Source organism: Streptomyces sp. NPDC031049, assembly GCF_055571015.1.
Map to the genome: position 1 here is coordinate 1 of NZ_JBVIGC010000033.1, position 21,699 is coordinate 21,699.

The 21,699-nt window shown below is 69.9% G+C and carries 20 protein-coding genes; 8 read left to right on the forward strand and 12 right to left on the reverse strand.

All coding sequences use genetic code 11. The annotated features are described in order from the left end of the window. Positions 1-579: 579 nt before the first annotated feature. On the forward strand, positions 580-969 hold the full coding sequence (locus tag ACZ45Q_RS33365; protein ID WP_468268710.1) for a VOC family protein: 390 nt from the start codon (positions 580-582) through the stop codon (positions 967-969). A 93-nt stretch (positions 970-1,062) separates the two neighbouring features. Here the strand turns inward: ACZ45Q_RS33365 and ACZ45Q_RS33370 are convergent, their stop codons facing one another. After that, entirely contained in the window at positions 1,063-1,266 is a 204-nt protein-coding gene (locus ACZ45Q_RS33370; RefSeq protein WP_468268775.1) for a transposase, read from the reverse strand. A gap of 304 nt (positions 1,267-1,570) precedes the next feature. Here ACZ45Q_RS33370 and ACZ45Q_RS33375 point away from each other — a divergent pair, with 304 nt between their 5' ends. Then, on the forward strand, positions 1,571-1,924 hold the full coding sequence (locus tag ACZ45Q_RS33375) for a VOC family protein (RefSeq protein ID WP_468268713.1): 354 nt from the start codon (positions 1,571-1,573) through the stop codon (positions 1,922-1,924). Between the two features lie 340 nt (positions 1,925-2,264). On the opposite strand, the gene ACZ45Q_RS33380 is transcribed toward ACZ45Q_RS33375, so the two are convergent. The 5 genes from ACZ45Q_RS33380 to ACZ45Q_RS33400 form a co-directional block, all read right to left on the reverse strand. Then, positions 2,265-2,984 (reverse strand): cation efflux transmembrane domain-containing protein, encoded by a 720-nt coding sequence (locus ACZ45Q_RS33380; RefSeq protein ID WP_468268716.1) that lies wholly within the window; start codon positions 2,982-2,984, stop codon positions 2,265-2,267. Then, positions 2,981-3,319 (reverse strand): ArsR/SmtB family transcription factor, encoded by a 339-nt coding sequence (locus ACZ45Q_RS33385; protein ID WP_468268719.1) that lies wholly within the window; start codon positions 3,317-3,319, stop codon positions 2,981-2,983. Before ACZ45Q_RS33385 ends, ACZ45Q_RS33380 begins: the two co-directional genes overlap by 4 nt. Before the next feature lie 85 nt (positions 3,320-3,404). Continuing rightward, positions 3,405-3,791 (reverse strand): DoxX family protein, encoded by a 387-nt coding sequence (locus ACZ45Q_RS33390; protein ID WP_468268722.1) that lies wholly within the window; start codon positions 3,789-3,791, stop codon positions 3,405-3,407. Positions 3,792-3,922: 131 nt separating this feature from the next. Next, positions 3,923-4,804 carry a sigma-70 family RNA polymerase sigma factor gene (locus ACZ45Q_RS33395; RefSeq protein ID WP_468268725.1) on the reverse strand — a complete coding sequence of 294 codons (882 nt, stop codon included), beginning with the start codon at positions 4,802-4,804 and terminating at the stop codon, positions 3,923-3,925. Positions 4,805-4,837: 33 nt separating this feature from the next. Further along, complete coding sequence (locus ACZ45Q_RS33400; RefSeq protein ID WP_468268728.1) at positions 4,838-6,094, reverse strand: glycosyltransferase; 1,257 nt, start codon at positions 6,092-6,094, stop codon at positions 4,838-4,840. A 122-nt stretch (positions 6,095-6,216) separates the two neighbouring features. Here ACZ45Q_RS33400 and ACZ45Q_RS33405 point away from each other — a divergent pair, with 122 nt between their 5' ends. Continuing rightward, complete coding sequence (locus ACZ45Q_RS33405; protein WP_468268731.1) at positions 6,217-8,742, forward strand: helicase associated domain-containing protein; 2,526 nt, start codon at positions 6,217-6,219, stop codon at positions 8,740-8,742. A 135-nt stretch (positions 8,743-8,877) separates the two neighbouring features. Here the strand turns inward: ACZ45Q_RS33405 and ACZ45Q_RS33410 are convergent, their stop codons facing one another. From ACZ45Q_RS33410 to ACZ45Q_RS33435, 6 genes are all read right to left on the reverse strand, one after another. Next, positions 8,878-9,303, reverse strand: a complete 426-nt coding sequence (locus ACZ45Q_RS33410; RefSeq protein WP_468268734.1) for a hypothetical protein — start codon at positions 9,301-9,303, stop codon at positions 8,878-8,880. Positions 9,304-9,351: 48 nt separating this feature from the next. Beyond that, complete coding sequence (locus tag ACZ45Q_RS33415; protein WP_468268737.1) at positions 9,352-10,041, reverse strand: hypothetical protein; 690 nt, start codon at positions 10,039-10,041, stop codon at positions 9,352-9,354. A gap of 654 nt (positions 10,042-10,695) precedes the next feature. Continuing rightward, positions 10,696-11,253 (reverse strand): telomere-protecting terminal protein Tpg, encoded by a 558-nt coding sequence (gene tpg / locus ACZ45Q_RS33420; RefSeq protein WP_468268740.1) that lies wholly within the window; start codon positions 11,251-11,253, stop codon positions 10,696-10,698. A 6-nt stretch (positions 11,254-11,259) separates the two neighbouring features. Then, the gene (gene tap, locus ACZ45Q_RS33425) at positions 11,260-13,410 is read right to left on the reverse strand and encodes a telomere-associated protein Tap (protein ID WP_468268743.1); all 2,151 of its coding nucleotides are present in this window, start codon (positions 13,408-13,410) and stop codon (positions 11,260-11,262) included. A 293-nt stretch (positions 13,411-13,703) separates the two neighbouring features. Next, positions 13,704-14,015 (reverse strand): replication initiation protein, RepL2, encoded by a 312-nt coding sequence (locus tag ACZ45Q_RS33430; protein ID WP_468268746.1) that lies wholly within the window; start codon positions 14,013-14,015, stop codon positions 13,704-13,706. Then, entirely contained in the window at positions 14,012-14,464 is a 453-nt protein-coding gene (locus tag ACZ45Q_RS33435) for a MarR family transcriptional regulator (RefSeq protein WP_468268748.1), read from the reverse strand. Before ACZ45Q_RS33435 ends, ACZ45Q_RS33430 begins: the two co-directional genes overlap by 4 nt. Positions 14,465-15,221: 757 nt before the next feature. Here ACZ45Q_RS33435 and ACZ45Q_RS33440 point away from each other — a divergent pair. The 5 genes from ACZ45Q_RS33440 to ACZ45Q_RS33460 all read left to right on the forward strand — a co-directional run bounded on the left by ACZ45Q_RS33440 (position 15,222) and on the right by ACZ45Q_RS33460 (position 21,633). Then, positions 15,222-16,487, forward strand: coding sequence for a ParA family protein (locus ACZ45Q_RS33440; RefSeq protein ID WP_468268751.1), 1,266 nt, complete (start codon positions 15,222-15,224; stop codon positions 16,485-16,487). Further along, positions 16,484-17,890 carry a ParB/RepB/Spo0J family partition protein gene (locus ACZ45Q_RS33445; RefSeq protein ID WP_468268754.1) on the forward strand — a complete coding sequence of 469 codons (1,407 nt, stop codon included), beginning with the start codon at positions 16,484-16,486 and terminating at the stop codon, positions 17,888-17,890. Before ACZ45Q_RS33440 ends, ACZ45Q_RS33445 begins: the two co-directional genes overlap by 4 nt. A 718-nt stretch (positions 17,891-18,608) precedes the next feature. Then, positions 18,609-19,637, forward strand: coding sequence for a bifunctional DNA primase/polymerase (locus ACZ45Q_RS33450; protein WP_468268778.1), 1,029 nt, complete (start codon positions 18,609-18,611; stop codon positions 19,635-19,637). Beyond that, entirely contained in the window at positions 19,634-21,235 is a 1,602-nt protein-coding gene (locus tag ACZ45Q_RS33455; RefSeq protein ID WP_468268757.1) for a DNA primase family protein, read from the forward strand. Before ACZ45Q_RS33450 ends, ACZ45Q_RS33455 begins: the two co-directional genes overlap by 4 nt. Further along, positions 21,232-21,633, forward strand: a complete 402-nt coding sequence (locus tag ACZ45Q_RS33460) for a DUF6009 family protein (RefSeq protein ID WP_468268760.1) — start codon at positions 21,232-21,234, stop codon at positions 21,631-21,633. Before ACZ45Q_RS33455 ends, ACZ45Q_RS33460 begins: the two co-directional genes overlap by 4 nt. Positions 21,634-21,699: the final 66 nt, after the last annotated feature.

Consider the following 21,699-nt stretch of genomic DNA (forward strand, 5'->3'; position numbering starts at 1 on the left):
CAAGGCGGATGACGCTCCGTCCGCTGCGCTCCCGGAGCGTGCGGGGCGTTGCCCCGCGGGGTGGCCTCCGCTGCGCTCCGGCCACGAGTGACGCTTCGCGTCACTTGGTGAGCCGCGCTGCGCGCGGCTCACTTCACGGGCCTGCGGCCCGGGCGGCAAGGGGATGGTGAGGTGGCCGGCTCTTGCAGGTGACGGAGTGTCAGGGGTGGTCGTCGGGCCCGGGGTGTGCCGCGACCCTGTTGCTGCCGGTGTGCATCAAAATGATGCGTGGATGAAATCTGGAGCTGGTGAACCCCACCGATCCGGCCGGCCCACATCCCAGAAGCCCGGCGGGATCGTCACCAGGATGGCAGTGGACCACTGCCATCAGGACTTCACCAGTCCACAGCAGCCAGACTGCTTCCGGCGCCTCATCAAAAGGGACGGTCGAGTGACCGCTGCCCGTAGTCGGGACAGCAAGGAACCCAGTCACGGCGCCCACACGACTCACTGCCGCTCCCCCAGCCGAGTCCCCACCCTTGCCTGGGCCGCTCGACTCTCATTATCTTGACGTCGAGATTCTTTGGCGGAGGAGCAGATGTGGCTCAGGGAACGCTCGAATACGCCTTTGGCGGCCTGCATCACGTGCAGCTCGCAATCCCTCCAGGCGCCGAGGAAATCTGCCGCGAGTTTTGGGGAGACGTACTCGGCATGACAGAGCTCGAGAAGCCGCCGGTGCTGGCGGCTCGCGGTGGGTGCTGGTTCCGAGGTGGTGGCCTGGAGGTCCACTTGGGGGAAGAGGACTTCCGCCCGAACAGAAAGGCGCATCCAGGCATCCTTGTTACCTCGCTCCGGGCGCTCGCCAAGCGGTTGGAAGACCGAGGCGTAAGCGTCACTTGGGATGACAACTTCCCTGGCCACGATCGCTTCTATGCGTTCGACAAGCTGGGCAATCGGCTCGAGTTCCTTGAACCTGTCCGCGATTTCTGACGTCGCATGATCAGTGCGCCCTCTTCATCGAATGACTGGTGCGAGGGCTCTTGCGGGTGAGGCGGCGGGTCATCGTGGTGATGAGGGCCCAGTTCACGTGGGCTTCGGAGTGCTGGGGAGGCGTTCGTAGTCGTGAGCGTTGCAGCGGGCGTTCTGGCACCAGCCGATCGTGCGCTCTGCCTTCCAGCGGCGGGGCAGCACGACGAAGCCCTTGGTTCCTTTGGGCCGGGAAACGATGCGAAGAGTGAGCCTGAGGCGGTCGCGGTCCTCGCGGCGTTGTAGCCGCGGCTGTTGCAGCCGACGGTGGAGGCGCCCTTGACCAACTGGGAGTCCACTTCGGCGTCACCAGGTGCGGACAGCGGCCCTTTCCGGTACGGATCCTCCGGCGAAACTGGTCACAGATGTAGGTGACCACCCCAGCCCGCTTCCACTTAGAGCCCGCAGAACCGTCTCCCAGCGCGGGCCACTTCTCCGGATGGCCGCCGGTCTTGATCTGGGAGGCGAGGATGGGCAGCGAGGGTTCCGGCAAGGCCCATTCGGCGACGGATGTCGGATCGACGGAAGGGCGGATAGGCCACCGGCCCTGTCTAAGCTCAGCCCCATGGCACTGGAATGGGAACAGATCATCGTCGACTCCGCTGACCCCGTCGCCCTCGGACACTGGTGGGCTGAGGCTCTCGGCTGGGTAGTGGTCGACGAAACCGAAGAGATCATCGAAATTCGGCCTGAGCCGGACCAGATGCCGGGGCTGCTCTTCGTGCCTGTGCCCGAGGGCAAGACGTCGAAGAATCGGCTCCACCCCGACTTCCGCCCCGACGATCAGGAGGCCGAGGTCGCCCGGCTGCTCTCCCTCGGTGCTCGGCTCGCCGACACCGTGCAGGACGAGCAGCACTGGGTGACCCTCCTCGACCCGGAGGGCAACGAGTTCTGCGTCCTGGGTGAGCGGAAGAGCTGAGGACGGCGGGCCATCAGATAACAGACCACCAACCCACCAGCAGCCACACACCCCAGAAAGATCCTCCTACCCAACACCGCAGCGAACGGCAGTACCGCCGAGCCGTCCCGTCAGCGCCCAGACCCAGGTCACCCGGCCGTCTAACGGGACCGGCCGGTCGGCGGCTTCGGTTTGGGTACTGGTGCGAGGAAGTCCGGTCTCCAGCCGTGAGCATCGGCCGCCGGTGGACGCCCGGCGCCGCTTCCGGTCCGGAGCCGTACGAGAGTCTCGTGACCGCTCACAGGCGCGTACGCGGAGAGGGCCAGGGCAGCTCAGGGGGCCTCTCCGTGTCCGGGCTCGGTCAGTTGCAGCAGTCGCAGTCGGGCGGGCAGGTGTCGCATGTATTTGCCTCCGTGTCCGTGGGGAGGGCCTCTGTGGTGGTGGGGGGCGGGCAGCCGCAGTTCTTGCCGTGCCAGGCGTCGTGGCCTTCCTTGACGGCGACGGTTGCGATGACGAGGGCCGCGATGGGATCGGCCCAGGCCCATCCGAGGGTGGCGTTGAGGAGCAGGCCGGTCAGGAGGACGGCGGAGAGGTAGGTGCACAGCAGGGTTTGTCTGGAGTCGGCGACGGCGCTGGCGGAGGCGAGTTCGCGGCCGGCTTTGCGCTGGGCGGCGGACAGGAACGGCATGACCGTCAGGGACAGGGCGGCCAGCACGATGCCGGGGAGGGAGTGTTCTGCTTCGCCGGTGCCGGCCAGTGTGCGGATCGCGTCGGCGGTGACGTAGGCGGCCAGGGCGAAGAACGAGATGGCGATGATCCGCAGGGTGGTCTTCTCGCGGGCCTCGCGTACGGCGTGCTCGCGGGCGGAGAACTGCCAGGCCACGGCGGCTGCGGAGGAGACCTCGACGACCGAGTCCAGGCCGAAGCCGACCAGGGCGGTGGAGGAGGCGATGGTGCCGGCGGTGATCGCGGTGGCCGCCTCGATGACGTTGTAGGCGATGGTCGCACCGACCAGCAGGCGGATGCGCCGGGTCAGCGCGTCACGGCGGGCCGGGGAGGGCCCGAGGGACACCGCGGTCATGGGCAGCATCCCCGGTCCGCGGCGTCGGCGCATGTCTTGTCGGTTTCGACGGCCACCACGGCGGTGCGCAGGTCGTCCAGTGCGTGGGCGAGGCGGGGATCGGCGAGTTCGTAGCGGGTGCGGCGGCCGTCGGGCACCGTGACGACCAGCCCGCAGTCACGCAGACACGTCAGATGGTTCGACAACCGTGTGCGGGAGACCCCGAGTGCGTCGGCGAGGTCCGACGGGTAGGCGGGGGCATCGCGCAGGGCGAGCAGGATGCGGCAGCGGATGGGGTCGGCGAGCGCGCGGCCGAAGCGGGCCAGCACCTCGATGTCGGAGACGACGGTCAGCACCCCAAGGATAATACACGCCTCCGTGAATTCAGGGAACGGTGTACTGTCTGGCTTCTCACAGGGTGATCAGGCCGGACGACATCGGTCAGCCGGTGAAGGGTTCCAGTGCGAAGCGGCCGGCCGCCACGAAGGCCGTCAGGGCGAGGTAGCCCCCGTCCAGCAGTGCGGCTCTGGTCTCGCCGCGGCGGACCCGCAGGAGCACGGCGCCGATCATGATCAGGGCCAGGCCGGTGGCAGCCAGCGGGACGAGTGTCGGCGCGATGTCGAGCACGGCGGGCAGGACGAGGCCCGCGGCACCGAGGATCTCGAGTGCTCCGATGGCCTTGAGGGTGCCGGGCTTGAAGTCGAGGACCCAGCGCGCGGCGTCGCCCATCGCGGCCATCTTCTCGCGCGGGACGAACAGCTTCCCGAAGCCGGAGAACAGGAAGACGGCGGTCAGCAGGCCGGTGATGATCCACAGTGCGGTGTTCATGGGTGTTGTCGTCCCTTGGCCGGGGTCTGGGAGGGGCGGGACCGGGTGTTGGTTCCTTCGTCCTCAGGGTGCTTGCACCCCTATGACGAAGCCCGTCGCGGGGACGTAACAGGCCCAGCGCTCGGTCTGCGCTACTCGGGACGCTCGGGCAGGCCCATGGCGTCCAGGCGCCTGCGGTCGCTCACGGTCAAAAGCTCGACGATCCGGCCGTCGACCACGGTGCACGCCGCCACGCCGAGCACCTTGCCGTTCGCCCCCCAGGCCACGAAGCCGGGCTCGCCGTTGACCAGGACCGGGAGCACCGAGGTCGTCGATCGGATGCCGCGCAGGACCGGACCGGCCACCTCGGCCGCCCCGACCGTGGTCGTCACGCCCTGCGTGTGGTAGGTGCGCCAGGTCACCTCCGGATCGAGCAGCCCTACGAGCCCTTCGAAGTCCCCGTTCCGTGCGGCGGCGAGGAACGCGTCGACCACCGCGCGCTGCCGCCGCGGCTCCTGCTGCGGCGGCGGTGTGCCCCGTACCTTCCGGCGGGCCCGGCTCGTGAGCATCTTGGTCGCGTCGGTGGACCGGCCGATGATCTCGCCGATCTCGGCGAAGGGCACCGCGAACATGTCGTGCAGGACGAACGCCAGCCGCTCGGTGGGTGTGAGGGTGTCGAGTACCACCAGCAGGGCCAGCCCGACCGATTCGGCGAGTATCGCGTCGTCCTCGGGCGCCGCCTCGTCGTCCACGGTCACCAGCAGTTCGGGCAGCCGGTCCTCGTACGACAGCACGGCCCGGTTCTTCCGCGAGCGCAGCACATCGAGGCAGACCCGGCCGACCACGGTGGTCAGCCAGCCGGCCAGGTTGTCGATCGCCGCCGCGTCCTGCCGCGCCAGCCGGATCCACGCCTCCTGTACCGCGTCCTCGGCCTCCGCCCGCGACCCGAGCATCCGGTGAGCGACCGCCACCAGGCGCTCACGCTGCTGCTCGAAGGCTCGCGCCAGCACGTCGCTCGGACCCGGTCCGGTCATGTCGTCACCTTCCTCGCGCGCACTCCGTCATGATCATGACGGGCCTGAAGGCACCGAGGTAACCGTGCGGCATGCGGCCATGGGCGTTTCTGAGCCGATGTGGGCGAGCAGCGGTGCGGTGGCGTCCTCTGCGGCGAGAGCGGCGGCGAGTTCGGCTGCGCGGCGGCCGTGGGACGGTTCCGACAGGCAGGCTGTGATCGCGTCGCCGAGTGCTTCGGCGGTCAGGTCCCGGAACGGCACAGGGCGCGGGGACACTCCCAGGCCGTACAGGCGCGACGCCCAGAACGGCTGATCGGCCATGACGGGAACGGGCACTGCGGGCACCCCGGCCCGCAGTCCGGCTGCCGTGGTGCCCGCCCCGGCGTGGTGGACGACGGCGGCCGTGCGTGGGAACAGCCAGTCGTGCGGGATGTCGCCGACGGCCAGGACGTCGGGGCCGCAGCAGCTCACGCCGGCCCATCCCGCCTGGACCACCGCGCGCACGCCCGCCCGCTTCACCGCCACGGCCACCAGCTCACTGAGCCGCTCCCCCTCCCCCGCCGCCATACTGCCGAACCCGATGAACACCGGAGGCGGACCGGCCTGGAGGAAATCGACCAGCTCGGCCGGGGGCCGCCAGCCCTCCGGCCGCGCGGGCCACCAGTAACCCGCCACCTTCACCCAGGACGGCCAGTCCCCCGGGCGCGGCACCACCAGCGGACTGAAACCGTGGAAGACCGGCCGGACCCCCACCGGCGGGGAGGGCGGGCCGGGGCGCAGTCCGAGGCGGGAGCGCAGCCGGGTCACGGCGCCCGCGAAGACTCCTTCCGCGCGCCTGAGCACGTCCCGGCCCGCGGCCAGGTTGCCCTCCGGTCCCAGGTCGCGGGGGTTGCGTGCGTCGGGCAGCGGGAACTGCCGGGTGGCGAACGCCGGTACGAGGTAGGTGCCGATGACGGGGACACCGAGCGCTTCGCCGGCCGTCCGGCTGAGCGGTGCCGGGCCGGAGGCGGTGAGCAGCAGGTCGGCTCCGCGCGCCGCGGCCTTTGCCACCCCGTCGGCGAGCCCGTCCGCGTACACCCTCGTCAGCGCCCGGACCTCCTCCCGCGACTCCGCGCGGGCCCAGTCCCGGATCAGCCCCTTCGGGTCTCCCGGCACCGGCCGGTGGTCGAGACCGCACCCGCCGACGAGTGCGGCGAAGGACGGGTGAGCGGCCACGGCGACCTGATGTCCCTCGTCCAGCAGACGCCGCCCCAGTCCCGTGAACGGCGCAACGTCCCCCCGTGAACCGGCGGTGATGATCAGAATCCGCATGGAGTGATTCTCCTCGGCGCATGCCGGTGCCGCGTCCACCTGCGGTCACGCCCCGCCGTGCGTGACATGCTTCCTGCTGCGTGGTGCCGCGGACGCGGACCGAAGGGCAAGGCTGATCGGACATGGCAGTGCTAGAACTCCGCCCCCACCAGCGAGAAGCCGTGGACGCGGTGTCGCGGGCGCTCCAGCCGCCCGCACGCTCCGTCGTGCCGCCGCAGGGACTGCGGACCCAGGTGATCATGGCAACCGGGTCCGGCAAGACGCTCGTCGCCGCCCGAAGCGCCGAGAAGCTGCGGGCCGGCCGCGTGCTGGTACTCGTACCCTCGCTGGATCTCCTGGCGCAGACCGAGGCCGCGTGGCGCCAGGCAGGCTGTACGGGTCCGATGATCGGGGTCTCCTCCCTGCGGGGCGAGGACGTGTCCTTCCCCAACACCACGGACGTGAGCGAGCTGGTCGACTGGGCCCGGCCGTTCGACAAGATCACCGTGTTCGCCACGTACGCCTCCCTCGGACAGGGCACGCTGGAACGCGCGCACCGGGCCGGGCTGCCGGGGTGGGACCTGGTCGTGGTCGACGAGGCGCACCGCACATCGGGGCGGATCGGGAAGCCGTGGGCGGCCGTCCACGACAACACCCGCATCCCGGCCCTGCGCCGGCTGTACATGACGGCCACCCCGCGGCTGTGGCAGCTCGACCAGGACGCCGAGCCGGGCACGCCGGGTGAGCTGGTCGCGTCGATGGAGGACGACCCGGACGGCCCGTTCGGGGCCCGCTGCCACACCCTGACGCTGTCGGAGGCGATCGACCGCGGGATCTGCGCGCCGTACCAGGTGGTGTGCATCGACATCACCGACACCCAGCTCCAGGCCGCCCAGCTCCTGGGCGCCGACGCGCAATCCGAGCAGGTACGCGGAGCACGGCTCGCCGCCCTCCAGACCGCGCTGCTCAAGGCCTCGGCCGAGGAAGATTTCCGGCGCACGCTCGTCTTCCACCACGTCGTGAAGGAAGCCGAGGCGTTCGCAGCCGGGCTCCCCCACGTCGCGGCGCAGCTGCACGCCACCGACCCGGAGCAGTACCCGGAGACGGTCTGGGCGGACTGGCTGTGCGGTGACCACAGGCCGGGCCACCGGCAGCGGGTTCTCGAGGGGTTCGCGTCCGGGACGGCCACGGACGGCACGGTCGTGGAGAAGAGTTACCTGGGGTCCGTGAGAGTCCTGGGCGAAGGCGTCGACACCAAGAACTGCGACTCCGTCTACTGGGCCGATGTACGCGGCTCCATGCCCGATCTCGTCCAGGCGGTGGGCCGGGCCCTGCGCATACAGCCCGGTGAGGGCAAGGTCGCCTCACTCGTGGTACCGGTACTGCTCGGGCCCGGGGAGACACCCGACACCATGCTCACCTCGCGGGCGTACGGCGGGCTCGCAAAGCTGCTGGAAGCCCTCAGGGCGCACGATGCCCGGGTGGTGGAGCAGCTCGCCGAGCAGCAGGCGCCGAGCCGTGTCAGGGGCGTGCAGAGTCGCAGCGGGGGTGAGGAGAGCCGGGGTGAGGGCGGCGGGGCCGGCGGCCTGTCGGTGCCCGCGCGGCAGTTGCTGAAGTTCTCCACCCCGCGGGACCCCGCGCAACTGGCGGCGTTCATCAACCTGCGGGTCCTCCACCCCGAGCACCAGCACTGGCGCCGCGGCATCGAGGCCGCCGTCATCTACCAGCGGCTGCACGGTGACCTGAAAGTCCCGTTCACGTTCCGCGTACCCCGCCGCGACGACCAGGAGACCGAAGACGAGGGCTGGCCGGCCCCGCTCGCCGGTTTCCCGCTGGGGCAGTGGATCGCCGACAACCGGCGCTCCCACGCCCGCGGCGGCATCAACGCCGACCGCGTCGAGCAACTGCAGAAGCTGGGCATGGTGTGGTCGCACTTCGACGTCGCCTGGGAAGAGGGCCTCGCGGCTGCCCGCGGGTGGGCCGAGGAGCACGGGCACCTCCTGGCCCCGCTGAACGCCACCCACCAGGGCTACAAGGTGGGCATCTGGCTGAAGAACCAGCGCGCCGCCGCCCGCAAGGCAGCCGAGATCCAGCAGCGGCGAGCCCAGGGCCTGCCCGTGGAATCGGCGGCCGGGGCGCTGCCGGAGGAACGACGCGAGCAGCTCGAGGACATCGACCCCTCCTGGTGCCCCGCCTGGCCCGTGGAATGGCAGCGCTGCTTCCACCTCACCCGCCAGCACCTCGAAGCCGGCGGCGAACTGCCCACCTCGCCGCGCGACGCCGTACACCAAGGCGAGGACCTCGGACGGTGGGTGCGCTCCGTCCGGTACGGCTGGAACAACCTCACCACCGTCCAGCAGTGGATGTGCCACCACATCCTCGGGATCGAGCCCGCCAGCGAGGACGAGAAGCCTCCGCCGCGCCGTACACAGGCCGACACATGGGCCCTCAACTACACCGCCGCCAAACAGTTCTACGAGCGCGAAGGCCACCTCCGCGTCCCCAGAAAACACATCGAGACGATCGTCAGCGAGGACCAGGAAGTTCGGGACCTGAAGCTGGGCGCGTGGATCAGCAACCAACGCAGCAGAGCCGCCACCCTGTCCCCGGAACGGATCGAACAACTCACCACCATCGGCATGCAGTGGACGCGCCGACCTGGCGAGTAGAGCGAGTAGTGGGGCGGCACGGATGGGGGAGCTTGGCTGCGGTGAGGTGGGGGTGGCTGGGTATAGTGGCGGTACGACCTCTACTCAGGCATCGGGGCCCCGCCGGTTTTCCGGCGGGGCCCCGGTTTTTTCGGGTCAGGCGACCTGGAGGTTGGGGCGGCCGTCCGCTGTGGGGGGTACGGCGGCGTAGGCGGGCAGGCGGAGGTTGGGGAGGTCTCCCGCCTTGATTCTGGCGATCGCCGTGCGGAAGGCGGCTTCCATGTCCTGGGGGCTGGCGTACTTGGCGGCAAGGGGGTGCAGGCGGTAGGAGTTGCCCTTGCCGCGGTTGCCGTCCTCGTTCTTCGGGCGCAGCACGATGTTCAGCTCGCACAGGGGTGCGATGAGGTTGCTGACGGCCTGGGGGGTGACGCGGTATTCGGTGGCCATGTCCTTCTGCCGTACCGGGAGGTGGCCTCCGAAGTCGCTGCGGTAGAGCAGGTATTGCAGGAACTTCACCGTCGCCCCGGACACGGGCAGGGCCCAGATGCGTTCGGACACGACCGGTGACATGACCTCAGCCATCGGTATTCCTTCCTCGTGCCAGTGGGCGGAGTGGTTGGTGGTTGTGTATCACCCTGTACGCCTTCCCGTTCCGTAGCCCGGAAGCTGCTGTGGGGCGAAGTCGAGGTCCAGTTCCTCCTGGTGGGCGTCGGGGCCGATGCCGTGGGGGAAGGCCGCGGGGTCGCGGTCGTGCTGGGCCGCGAGCTTCTCGAGGACGGCGTGCTGGGCGTTGCTGTTGCCGTGGAACCACAGGCGGACGTTGAGCTGGATCATGCCGTTGCCCAGCTGTTCGATCCACTTGTAGCCGACCAGGGCTTTGATGGCGCGGTTGACCGTGGAGCGGGTGATGCGCTTGCCGCCCTTCTGGTCGGCCATTCTGTTGAGGCCGTCGGTGATCTCCTGCTGGGTGTACTGGGCGACGCCGGTGCCGCGTTGTTGTCCTCCGGCGACGTAGAGGAAGACGCACAGCTGGGACTTGGTGATGGAGTTGGCGACGGCGAGCTGGGCCAGGAGCTGGGTGAACCAGTTGGAGGCCAGGCTGTAGCCGGCGTCTCCGGCCATGTCGTGGACGGCCGTGGGGTCGGGCTCGTACTCGAAGGTGACGTTCTTGAGTTTGCGTCGGCCGCGGGGGTCTGTGCTGTGGGTGACTTCGCCGAGTTGTTCTCCGAGGACTTGGAGGAGGTCGTCGAAGCCTGCGTCGCCCGATGCGGCGTCAGGGACGGCTCGGGGCCGTCGGGGTGCTGGTGGATCGGCTGTCACAGGACCTCCTTTGTTACTCAGGCGGTCCAGAGAGTAGCCCAAAAATCAAGCAGGGCTTGTCTTTTGCCTGGGCGACACGCGGAGCTGCGGCTTCGTGCGGCGCCGTTCGAACAGAGCGGCTCAGAAGTCAAGCCCAGCTTGAGTTTTGCGGCCCTTCACGGGAGAAACTCAAGCAGTGGTTGAGTTGGCGTGCTCGTATTGTGACACGTACGAGCGTACGCTCAGCCCCTTCCGAGCGGCAGTCGGGGCTACAGGGCAGGGCGCTGACCTGCGGTGTTGTCGGGGGCGGCGGGCGCGTTCGAAAATCAAGCACAGCTTGAGTTTTGCCAGCGAATGTGACCGCCAGATTGACATTTCGAGGTGCGAAATGTGTCCCCCAGGACACCATGGGCCCTGAAAAGGTGCAGGTCAGAGGGCATGTGAGCGGCGCGGCCTCTTAATAAAGAGGGCGCGCGCCACAGCCATGGGTTGCCCTCGTACGTGACTTCTCTCTGGCCGCCCGTCGTTGACCCGCACCACCGAAAGGCGACCACGGCGGCGGGTCAGGTGCCCACCAGCGAGCGGAGGTACCTGTGCCACCCACTGGGCTCAGCCACGCTTCATTCGATAAATGACGGGCCTGTAGCCCGACGTGCGGTACCAGCCGGAACGTCTCTACAGCTCGAAGTCGACGTGCTCGACGTCGGTGAACCGGACTTCCTGGAGGCTTCCGGCACGGCGGCCGCCGTCCTGGAAGTACACCTCCCTGAGGCCCTCGGCGGTGATCTCCTGCAAGAGGCGGTCACTGGCACCCTGTTGCTGCGCTTCGAAGAGTCGGGCCGCGTACTGCGGTGGCAGGGCGACGGTCAGGTGGCGCAGGCGGGCGTCGTCGGTGGTGCCGACCGGTGCGGTGTAGCCGATGCGGGCACGGGTGTCGATGACGATGCCGTCGGTGGTGGCCGCCCTCTGGCGTGCCCGTGCGCGTACCTGGGGCTGCCAGCGCTTGGTGACCTCTGCCTCCAGACGGGCGGCGAGGTCGGGACGGGGCTGCCTGATCTGGTTCTTGACGTACCGTTCGACGGTGCGCTGTGACACCCGCAGGAGTTCGGCCACGGCCCGGGTGCCCTTGAGCTGTCTGACCAGGTAGCGCATCTGCGCGCCGGCCGACTTCGGGACGGGGCGGGTGAAAGAGCGCTGCACCGCCTTCTCCAGGCCATCGCCGAACTGGCTCATCAGCGGCTACTCCCCCGCGTCCTCGGTGGTGACCTCGCCGGTCTTGATGTAGCGGGCGAGGTTGAGTTCGGGTGCGTCGAACTGCTCGCGCAGGCCCTCGCCCCACAGCACGCTCTGGGTGCCTTCGTGCTTGACCATCCCCGGCGAGGCCCCCAGTCGCCAGCCGCCCGGGAGCGGCTTGCCCTCGCGGTAGGGCAGGAAGTCGAGCGGGGACGGCCCGTCGGCCGCGTACACGGCGCAGTCGGAGAGGATGGCAACAGGGTACTGGCCGGTGAAGGCCGCGTGCTTGACGAGTTTGCGGTGCATGTTGACGCGGGTGCGGGAGATGACGGCGGCGCGGATGTCCGGTCGCCATGTCGGCCGGGACAGCGCCCGCCAGGGGCGGCCCGGCTTCCAGCCCTCGCCGCGCGGGCGTTCACGCAGTTTGCCGATGCCGCCCTTGACCGTGGCCTTGATGGCCGAGACGACGATCGCCATGTCGGGATCGCGGTCCCGGTGGCCGTCCATGGCCGCGAGGAACTCCTCGGGGCTCGCCGAGGAGGGCACCCCGAGGTCGGCCATGGTCGCGATGTATGCGTCGCGCAGCCGGTTGTACCAGGCGTCCAGGTAGCGGCCGTTGTCGTGGCGCACGTACGCCTCGATCGGGTTCACCTCGTAGCCGAGTTCCGCCGCGTAGGCGACCGTGGGTGTGGCGTACCAGGCCGGTCCCCCGGGCCTGTCGCCGGACGGGGTGAACGGGCTGGGCAGCAGGTCACCGTCGAGCCGCACCCACTCTTTGCCCAGTCTCACCCGGGACAGGTCGACGTGGGAGAGGTCGACCAGCCAGGAGCCGGGGAGCTTGGGGTCGAACGCGGGGCGCTCGACGTGGGTCGGCGCGCCCAGGCCGACGACCAGGCCGTTGGCGCCCGCGGCGAAGGCCATGTTGACGTCGATGCCGACCAGGTAGCGCCGGGTGCATTCCTCGTCGGTGAGGGGGCGCGCCCAGTCGTAGGCCTCCTCCATCAGCATCTCCGCCGGGGTGCGCCGGTGGAAGCGCGGGAGGTCGGCCAGCAGGGGGTGGCCGTCCGGGGCCTCGGGCGGGGCGCATTCCACCGGGTCCTTCCCCAGCGATCCGGGATTGTGCTCGCTGTGCCGCTTTCCCTGCTTGTCGGGTTCCGAGGCGCGGGTCGGTGGGTGGAGGGCGGTCATCAGCTCCAGGCCCGTCACGGCGGTCGACCCGCGGGGGGTCATGACCCGGGTCGCGTAGGTGCCCAGCACCCGGGCCAGCTCGGCGGGCGGGAGGTGCGCGGCGTCCGCCCAGTGCCGGGTGTCGAGGGCGTCCCACGACGGGATGCACAGCTGGACGCAGTTGCGTTCGGTGCCCTGGGCCGGGCGGTAGATGCGGGCCCAGGGTCCGAAGCCGCGCTGGGTGAGCTTCCAGTCCGCGCGCGTCAGCTGCTTGACGGTCTTGTGGGTGTCCGGCAGCCGCCCGGCGAGGCGTTCGGAGTCGGTGAGACGCACCGGCAGCCCGTAGCGCGTGCACGCGGCCTCGGTGAGCACGAGGAGGGGGTCGGCGTCCTTGCCCGGCCCGGACAGTCTCGGCTGCCCCAGCTTCGCTTCCTTGAGCGTCCACTCGACCAGGGCCGGAAGCGTCTTGGCCGGTACGTCGAGGACCAGGCCCCCGACGCAGTAGGCGACGGCCTGGCCGTCGGCGGCGTCGATGACGGCCAGCGGGCCGTTCTCGAAGCGGGCGGGGGACGAGGGCTCGGAGGGGGTGGAGGGGGCGGAGGGCTGCGTGGGCGGGGTCCGGGGTTTGGAGGTGTGGGTGGGTGCCGGTGCCGGTGCCGGTTCCGGGGTGGGTGGTTCCGGGGCCGACTCCTGGACCGGGTCCTGGGGCGGCTCCTCGGCAGGTGGGTCGGTCGGGGTGGTGGGGGCGTCGGCCGGGTACAGCTCGGCGAGCTTGTCGAGGAGTCGGGCGTAGGCGTCGCGCTCCGGTGGGCGCGGCTCCGTCCGGCCGGACTCCCAGCCGCTGACCGTGGCGCGGCGTACGCGCAGGGCCGTGGCCACCTCGTCCACGGTCAGGCCGTGGGCCTTGCGCAGGCGCTTGCGCTCCTCCGGCGGGGGCAGCGGGGCGCGGGACGCGACCAGGGCGTCCACCGCCGCGAACAACTCCGACATGACCAACCTCCCGACCGCGACGCTACCGCAGGAACGTACCGGCAGCGTACATATGGCGTACATATTCCGTACGCGGCGCGTGCCTGGGGGGACGGGTGGAGGAGGGAGAGGGGGCAGGGAGGGGCAGGGACCGGGGGCGGTGAGGGGCGGGGGCACGCAAGGAGCAGCGGGGCAAGGGCGTGGGATTGCCTGGATGTGCATCGAGGGCGTCCTGAGGGTCGTACCTCATGTACGTGACGTCAATGAGGTACGACCCTCAGGACGGGCCCGGGGTGGGTCCGGGGCCCCGGGGCTCAGGTCGCGCGGCGGAGTGGGACGACGACGTTCTCGCCCAGTTGCTTGGGGTCGAGCCGGTAGTACTTGATGTGCCCGATCTTCTCCGTCTCCTCGAGCCAGCCGGCCTCGATGACCTGCTTGCGGGTGCGGGAGAAGACGGGCGGAGCCATACCGACGAGCTTCGCGAGATTGGCGGCGGTCTCCAGAACGGCGCCGGACCGGTCGGTGGGGTGCAGGGCGTACAGCATCACGACGAGACGCTGGTTGGCGGTCATGCCGACGGTTGCCCTGAGCAGATCCAGGTTCTTCTGCTTGTCGTCGCTGGTCACTGGGCCTCCCACCGTGCGGGGGTCTTGTCGTCGAAACCGGGGATGTCCGGCGGGTTGCACGTCTTCACTGCTTCGCGCTGTTCCAGCCCTGTCCCGTGGAAAGCAATGTAAGGGCTGATTCGGTAGAAGTTGTAGTTTCCGATACGTCCGCGGACCACCAGGATGCGGTGCTTGGCGAGCTTTCGGTTGATCTTCCCTACCGCGTCCGTGGACATGCCGACACGCTTGGCGATGTCCGCGCCCGTTGCCCGCAGTGGCTCCATCCCCTCGGGTGAGACACCGATCCACCACAGGACCAGGAACTTCTGACTGGGTGTGAAGGCCTTGGACTCGGTGATCGCCTCGACGCGCGCCTTGTCGACCTGTGTGTGTCTGCCGGAGAAGGCGTATGGCGCGTAAGGGACCGGTTCGCCGGTGTCGGCGTCGACCAGTCTGCGTACTGCTCCCAAAGGGCCCTCCACGCGTGGGCTTCGACGGTGATCACGGAGACGACCGAGGGGCCGACCAAATGAACTTAACGTACATGATCAGGAAGTCAATCAACCACGCCTGTAGGACGTGTTCCTTGCGGCTCCGTACCGCCCGGCAACGGTCACTGGGAAGGGCGGATCGAGGGCTCGGAGGGCGGGGAGAGATGTACGTGACGTCAATCTAGGCGGTTCGTAGGATCTGGGCACCACGATCCAGGGAACCGGGCACCCAGATCCTCTGAACCCCCTGGGCGGCTGGAGGAACTGCCTGGCAGTTCTGCCGGTCTTGGTCGGATCGGGCGTCTGTGCAGGTCAGAAGCGTGTGGGGCTGGTGCGCTCTCTTACCGTGGCTGAGGCCGCTCCCCCACTCCCTCTTCGCCTTGCTCCCCCTCCCTCTCCCTCTCCCTCTTACGGCACCTCCCCCGCCGCCCCTTCTGGACCTGTACCACCGAAAGCCCGCCACGACGTCGTCCGCACCCGGACGATCAGGCGCGCGTGTGCTTCCAGCAACCACCTCGGACAGCTACCACGCTGCATGGTGATTACGGCGTAATCACTTCGGCGAGGGAGCAGGCCGTGGTTCGGCCGGCGGCAGGGGCGAGGAGAGCCGCCGCCCGGGGTGATTACGGCGTAATCACCGGGTGAGCGAGGAAGCGGGGGACCGGCACGCCAACGAGTAGGGATAACTAACGTGTCGGTCGCTCAAAGGATCTTCGACGTTAGTATGGTTTCCTCCATGACTTCGCCAGATGCTTCCAACGACCGGGAGAAGGTCGTCTCCAAACTGCCGGGTTGGCTTCGGCAGAACCTCAAGGTGAGAGCCGCTCAGCACGGCATCGAGATCCAGGCCGCCGTCGAGCAGAGCATCAGGGACTGGTGCGAACTGGCCTCGGCCACAGCGAGCGTGGACACCTCCGGTGCCGATTCGTTCTCCACGTTCCTGCCGCCGGGGCAGTGGGAGAACTTCCGTCGGATCGCTGCCGACCGCCGGGTGTCCCTCATTCAGGGACTGGCCCAGTCCGTCCAGTTGTGGCTGGACACCAACCCCGCCCCGGATGTCGAGCGGCCCGAGATCACTCGCCGCGTCATCGTGTGCAACCAGAAGGGTGGCGTCGGCAAGACCGCCATCACCGCCGGCCTCGGTGAGGCACTCGCCGAGGACTCCAACGCCCTGTACCCCGTCCGCGTCGCCAAGGCTCTGACCAAGGCGCTGCGGGACAGCGAGGTACAAGGCGACCAGGTCGAGACGGACGGCGATCCGCTCGACATCGAGAACCTGCCCGGCCCCGGTCAGCAGGTTCTGCTCGTCGACTTCGACCCGCAGTGCCACCTCACCAACCAGCTGGGCGCCTCTCCCCTGCCCATGAACGGTGACAGCCTCACCAACCACATGGCCGGCGACCCCAAGGGAGATCTCCGCGACCTGATCGTCTCCGTCGACGACGAGGCGTTCGGGGGGCGGCTGCATCTGCTGCCCGCGTGCAACGACGCTTTCCTGCTCGACGTACGCCTGTCCGCCGTGCGGGCCCGGGAAGCCGCGCTCGAGCGGGCGCTGGCGCCGCTGGAGAGTGATTACGACGTAATCATCGTCGACTGCCCGCCGAGCCTCGGCCTGAGCATGGATGCCGCCGCCTATTACGGGCGGCGGCGCAACGGGGAGAAGCCGGGCCAGTCCGGGGCTCTGATCGTGGTGCAGGCCGAGGACAGTTCCGCGGATGCCTACGAGTTGCTGACCACACAGATCGACGATCTGCGGGGCGACCTCCAGGTCGACATCGACTACCTCGGCATCGTCGTGAACCTCTACGACTCGCGGCGCGGCTACATCGCGACCTCCTCTCTTCAGGGGTGGGTCGACATAAAGGATCCGAGGGTCGTCGGACTGATCGGCGATCTCAAGGAGCAGAAGGAGGCGGTGCGGGTGAAGAGGCCGCTGCTGTCCTATGCGCCCAAGTCCCAGCAGGCCATCGGAATGCGCGCGCTGGCCCGGGAGGTGTTGTGAGCAGCAAGGCCGACAGGCTGGGTGCCGGTCGCTTCGGTGGGGGAGTGCGGTCCGTCAGCGCTCGACGCCAGGCCGTCGCGGCGGCCACCGGTGTTCCGACCGATGGCGTGGCTCCGCCCACCGAGTTGCCTCCGCACCGGATCAGTCCCAACCCGGACAACCCGCGGTCCACCCTCGGTGACCTCACCGACCTTGCGGGCAGCCTGAAGACGCACGGTCAGAAGCAGGCGATCACGGTGATGAACCGGGATGCCTATGTGAGGGTCAACCCGGATCGGGAAGCCGACCTGGAGCCGGACACGACCCATGTCGTCATCGACGGAAGCAGCCGGCTCGCCGCCGCCCGCGAGGCGGGACTCGCCACCGTCAAGGTGATGGTCAGCGACGACCAAGGGGCTTCCTCCGAGGAGCTGTTGGAGTCCGCGCTCGTCGCCAACATCCACCGCCAGGACCTCGAAGAGCTCGACGAGGCCCGGGCGTTGCAGCGGCTCCTCGTCATCCACGGCAGTCAACGAGCCCTGGCCAAGCGGCTCCACCGCTCCCAGGGCTGGGTGTCGCAACGGCTCGCTCTGCTCAATCTCGCGCCCGAACTTCAGGCGCGCATCGGGCAGGAGCCGATCGACCTGCTGCGCGCGGTGGGCAACAAGCCGCACGAGGCCCAGGCGGCGGCCCTGGAGGAACTCAAGGCCGAGCGTGCCCGCAAGGAAGCCGAGAAGCAGGCGGCCAAGCAGCCGGAGAAGCAGCCGGAGGTGCGAGCGGTTCCGCAGCCGGAGCAGTCGCAGGAGGGCAGCGCGCCTGTGGTGGCCGCCGCGGCGGCACCGTCGATTGCCGCGCCGGAACCGGTCGTTGAACCTGCCGCTGTTCCCGCACCCCAGCGCGCCGACGATTCGGGCGCGGGGGCCGGGACGGAACCGGCGGTGGGGGCCGGGAGTGATTACGGCGTAATCAGGGACCGTGAGGAGCAGACGCCGTCAGGTACCTCGTCGGCGTCGGACGGCTCTCCGACGGAAGGGGCCTCCCCAGAGTCGGACGATTCCCCGACACCTGACGTCTCCGCGATGCCTGACGTCTCCCGGACGTCAGAGGGCTCCCCGACGTCAGACGGCTCCCGGTCGGCGGTCGCGTCGCCGTCGGCGGTCGGCGTCCGGGCCGGTGACCGGGCGGCCGGTGACCGGGCGGTGCGGCGCGGTGAGACGGTGCCGGTGCCGCGGGTTGACGGTGCGTCCGGTGAGGAGGCGGGTGGCGACGCCCGTGCTCCGCGGAAACTCCCGTACGACGACGGGGCGTTCCTGGCGATGCATCTCATCCACAAGATGAGCGATGTGGAGTTCGACAAGATGCTGCGCATTCTCAACGAGCATCAGCGGAAGCGGGAGGCGGCCGGCGATCCGGTGGACCGGTGACCTCGGCGGGGCCGTCCGGCTCTCGGGGATCCCCGCACGCCCGGGGACACCCGCTTGCCCGGACCGGTCGGCAGCGACCCAAGCGACTGAAGCGACCCGCGGGCGGGATGAGTACGGCCCGGTCGTGCATCGGCCGGGGGAGCGCCCTGGACGTTCGGTGCAGAGTCGCTTGAGTCGCTGCCAACCGCCTTACGGGAAGCCCGGTTCCGCTTCGGCCACCGGGTGCAATCTGCTGGTGGCGGAGGTAGCGACCGAAGGGAAGCGACCGAGCAGCGCGTGGGTCGCTCTCGGTCGCTGGGGAAAACCCGCAGGTCGGCGCGGTGTGGTGCAGGGATCAGCGACTGAAGCGACTCAAGGCCCGGGTATATGACGGCATTGGCGTGCGTGTGCGTGTGCGCGTGTGTGCGTCATATATAGAGACCTTGAGTCGCTTCAGTCGCTGTTCTTGGGTTCTTGACGCTGTGACCTGCGGTTTCTTCGGCGGTCAGCGAAGCGACCGAAGAGACCTGGGTCGCTGGCCCGGCGCGGGTTGGGTCGCTGGGCAAACGGACTGCCGAATTCTTTGTCGTCTCATGGGCCGCTTGCGACCCGTCCGCTTCGCTAGTCTGTCCTCATTGCTCAGTCGCTTGGGTCGCTGACGGGGGGTGCGATGGCCTCTGAGCTGGGGGACTCTCCCAGTGGTGCGGTGTGGCAGGCCGCCGCCGGACGGTCGCTGGCCATCGCCCGATGGTGCGCGGCCCGGGGCTGGCCGGTCCATCCGCTCGCGCCGGGACGCAAGACTCCGGCGGGCAACTGTGACGCCTGCCGGGCGCCGGGACACACCCACCGGGGATGCGGCTGCCCCGCGGCCGGTCGCTGGTGCCACGGATTCCACGCGGCGACGCTGGACCACGTCCGTATCGAGCGCTGGTGGGGCGCCAGCCCGGATCTGGGCGTCGGGGTCGCCTGCGGGCCCGCCGGACTGGTGGTCCTCGACATCGACGCCCACGAACGCGAACTGCCGCAGCGGGACCGGCTCCTGCCCGGCATCGAGATTCCCGCGAGCGTCGACCTGACGGGACTGGCCGACGGCTTCCACACGATCGGCGTCCTGGCCGCGCTGCGCGGCGCCGTCAGTCCGGCGGACGACGACACCACCCTGCGGGTGCGCACGCCGTCGGGAGGCCTGCACGTGTGGTACCGGTCCCACCGGGGGCACCGCTGGCAGTGCTCCACCGGGTCGGGCACCCGCGCCCTGGCCTGGCAGGTCGACGTACGGGCGCACGGCGGGTACATCGTCGCGCCCGGCACCCTGACCGGGGCCGGGATGTACCGGCCCGTGGGGGACGCGAGGGAGCCCGCCCTGCTGCCGAACTGGCTCGCCCGGGAACTGGAACGCACCGGGCATCTCCCGCCCGCCCACGTCCCGACGCCCCGGCCGGTGCCGCCTCGGGCCCGGCAGGCCGTCCAGGCGGCCGGGGGAGGCCGGGACGGCGCCGACCGTGTCCTGGCCGCCTTACTCGCCGAGGTGGCGGCCTGTGCCGCCGTGGCCGAGGGCGCCGCCTTCTCCGAGAAGCTGAACCGCGCCTCGTACACCGCCGGAGGACTGGTGGCCGCCGGGCGTTTGGAGCGGGCGGAGGCGGAACGCCTGCTGCGCGAGACGGCGGAGTCGGCCCGCCCCGGGCAGCGGCGGCGCTACGGAGCCATCATCCGCAGTGGCCTGAACGCCGGCGCGCTGCGCCCCCTGCACACGGAAGGGCGCTCATGACCTCCAGGAACGGCAACAGCCTCTTCGACCCGCAGGCGGTCGCCGCCCAGATCCTGTACGCCCGGACCGAGCAGCGGTCGTGGCCGAACGGCGCTCCCGGTCAGGACGACGGGGACATGTCCGGCCAGGACGGGGACACCCCGGGCCGGGAACCGGACACCCCGGGCGGGGGACCGGACACTCCGGTCGGGGAACCCGCCGGGCAGGGGGAGGCGACCAGTGACGGACTGCTGCCGGACACCCTCAGCGACCGCGGCAACGCCAAGCTGTTCGTCAAGCTGTACGCCGGTGACTACCGGCACGTTCCCGGGCTCGGCTGGTTCCGCTGGGACAGCACCCGCTGGCTGATGGACGAGGACGACACCGTGATGTGGGCCGCCGGTGATCTGGCCGAGTCCCTGGCGACGACCGACTCCCGCGGGCACTTCACCTCCTCCGCGCTGCAACAGCACCGCAGGAGGGCGCTGAGCACGAGCGGGATGAACGCGATGCTGACCCAGGCGAAGTCCGCACCCGGCATGGTGCTCAACGCGGCGCTGCTGGACGCCGACCCGTACATGCTGTGCACGCCGGGCGGCATCGTCGACCTGCGTACGGGGGCGATCCGGAGGCCCGACCCGGACAAGGACTTCCACTCCCGGTCCACCACCGCGGCGCCGGAACCGATGCCCACACCGCGCTGGCACCGCTTCCTCACGGACACCTTCGGCGACGGGGCCGAGGGCGAGGAGATGATCGGCTTCCTGCACCTGCTGCTGGGCTACTCCATCACCGGCGACGTCGGCGGCCAGGTGATGCCGTTCCTGTTCGGCTCCGGCAAGAACGGCAAGTCGGTGCTGCTGGACGTGCTGATGAAGCTCCTGGGCGACTACGCGGACGCGGCGCCGCCGGGCTTCCTGATGGCCCGTCCCTACGAGGGGCACCCCACGGACCTGGCCGAGCTGCACGGCAGGCGCGTCATCGTGTGCAGCGAGGTCAAGCCGGGCGACCGCTTCGACGAGGCCCGCGTCAAGCTGCTCACCGGCGGGGACCGCATCAAGGCCCGCCGGATGCGCCAGGACTTCTTCAGCTTCGCGCCGACGCACAAGCTGTGGCTGCTGGGCAACCACCGGCCCGAGGTCGGCACGGGCGGGTTCGCGTTCTGGCGCCGGATGCGGCTCATCCCGTTCGAGCGTGTGGTCTCCGACGACCACAAGATCGACAATCTGGCGGACATCCTCGTCACCGAGGAGGGGCCGGGCATCCTCAACTGGCTGATCGTCGGAGCACGCCGCTACTTGGCGGGGGAGCGGGACCTCACCGGCCCCGAGCGCGTCAGGATCGCCACGACCGCCTATGCCGAGACGGAGGACCACACGGGCCGGTTCCTGAGCGAATCGTGCCGGCTCGAGCCCTCGCTGCGGGCCGAACAGGCCCATCTCTACGCCGCGTACCGGACCTGGTGTCAGAATGAGGGAGCCCCGGCGGTCTCGTCCCGGGCCTTCGCGGCGCGGGTCCGCGAGGTCGTGGGCCTGGCCTCGCCCAAGGAGATGATCCTGTCCAACCAGCGGAAGTACTACCCGGGTATCGGACTGGTCGCCGACGAGGAGACAGCATGAGCGCCCTCATCGCAGAGGACGAGATCGTCCACGAGGCCGAACTGGTGTGGCTGGAGGACATATCCACGCTCGACTACGTCCGCCAGAGCCTGGACCGGCTGCCGTCCCGGCGCGGCAGGCCCGCCTACCACCGCGACGGGCGCATGGTCGGATACGCGCTGCTCGGGCCGCAGGCCAAGCCGTCCCGCTCCTCGGGCACCTTCCGCCGCCGGGTCTTCTGGCTGCTCCCGCACGACCGTGACGCCGACCCCCAGGGGCTGTACGCCACCGGGGCGCCGGCGGAGGCCGTCGACCCGCGCACGCTGTCGCCGGGGTGCAAGGGGCGCAAGACGGAGCGGTCGGAGGGCGGCCCGCTGTCGTCGTCGGTGCCGGAAGAGGGCAACAGGCTGCCGCTCTGACCGGCGTGCCGGTCCCCGGTCCGTAGGCTGCGGCTGCGTGGGGCGGGCAGGCGTCACGGCGCGAGC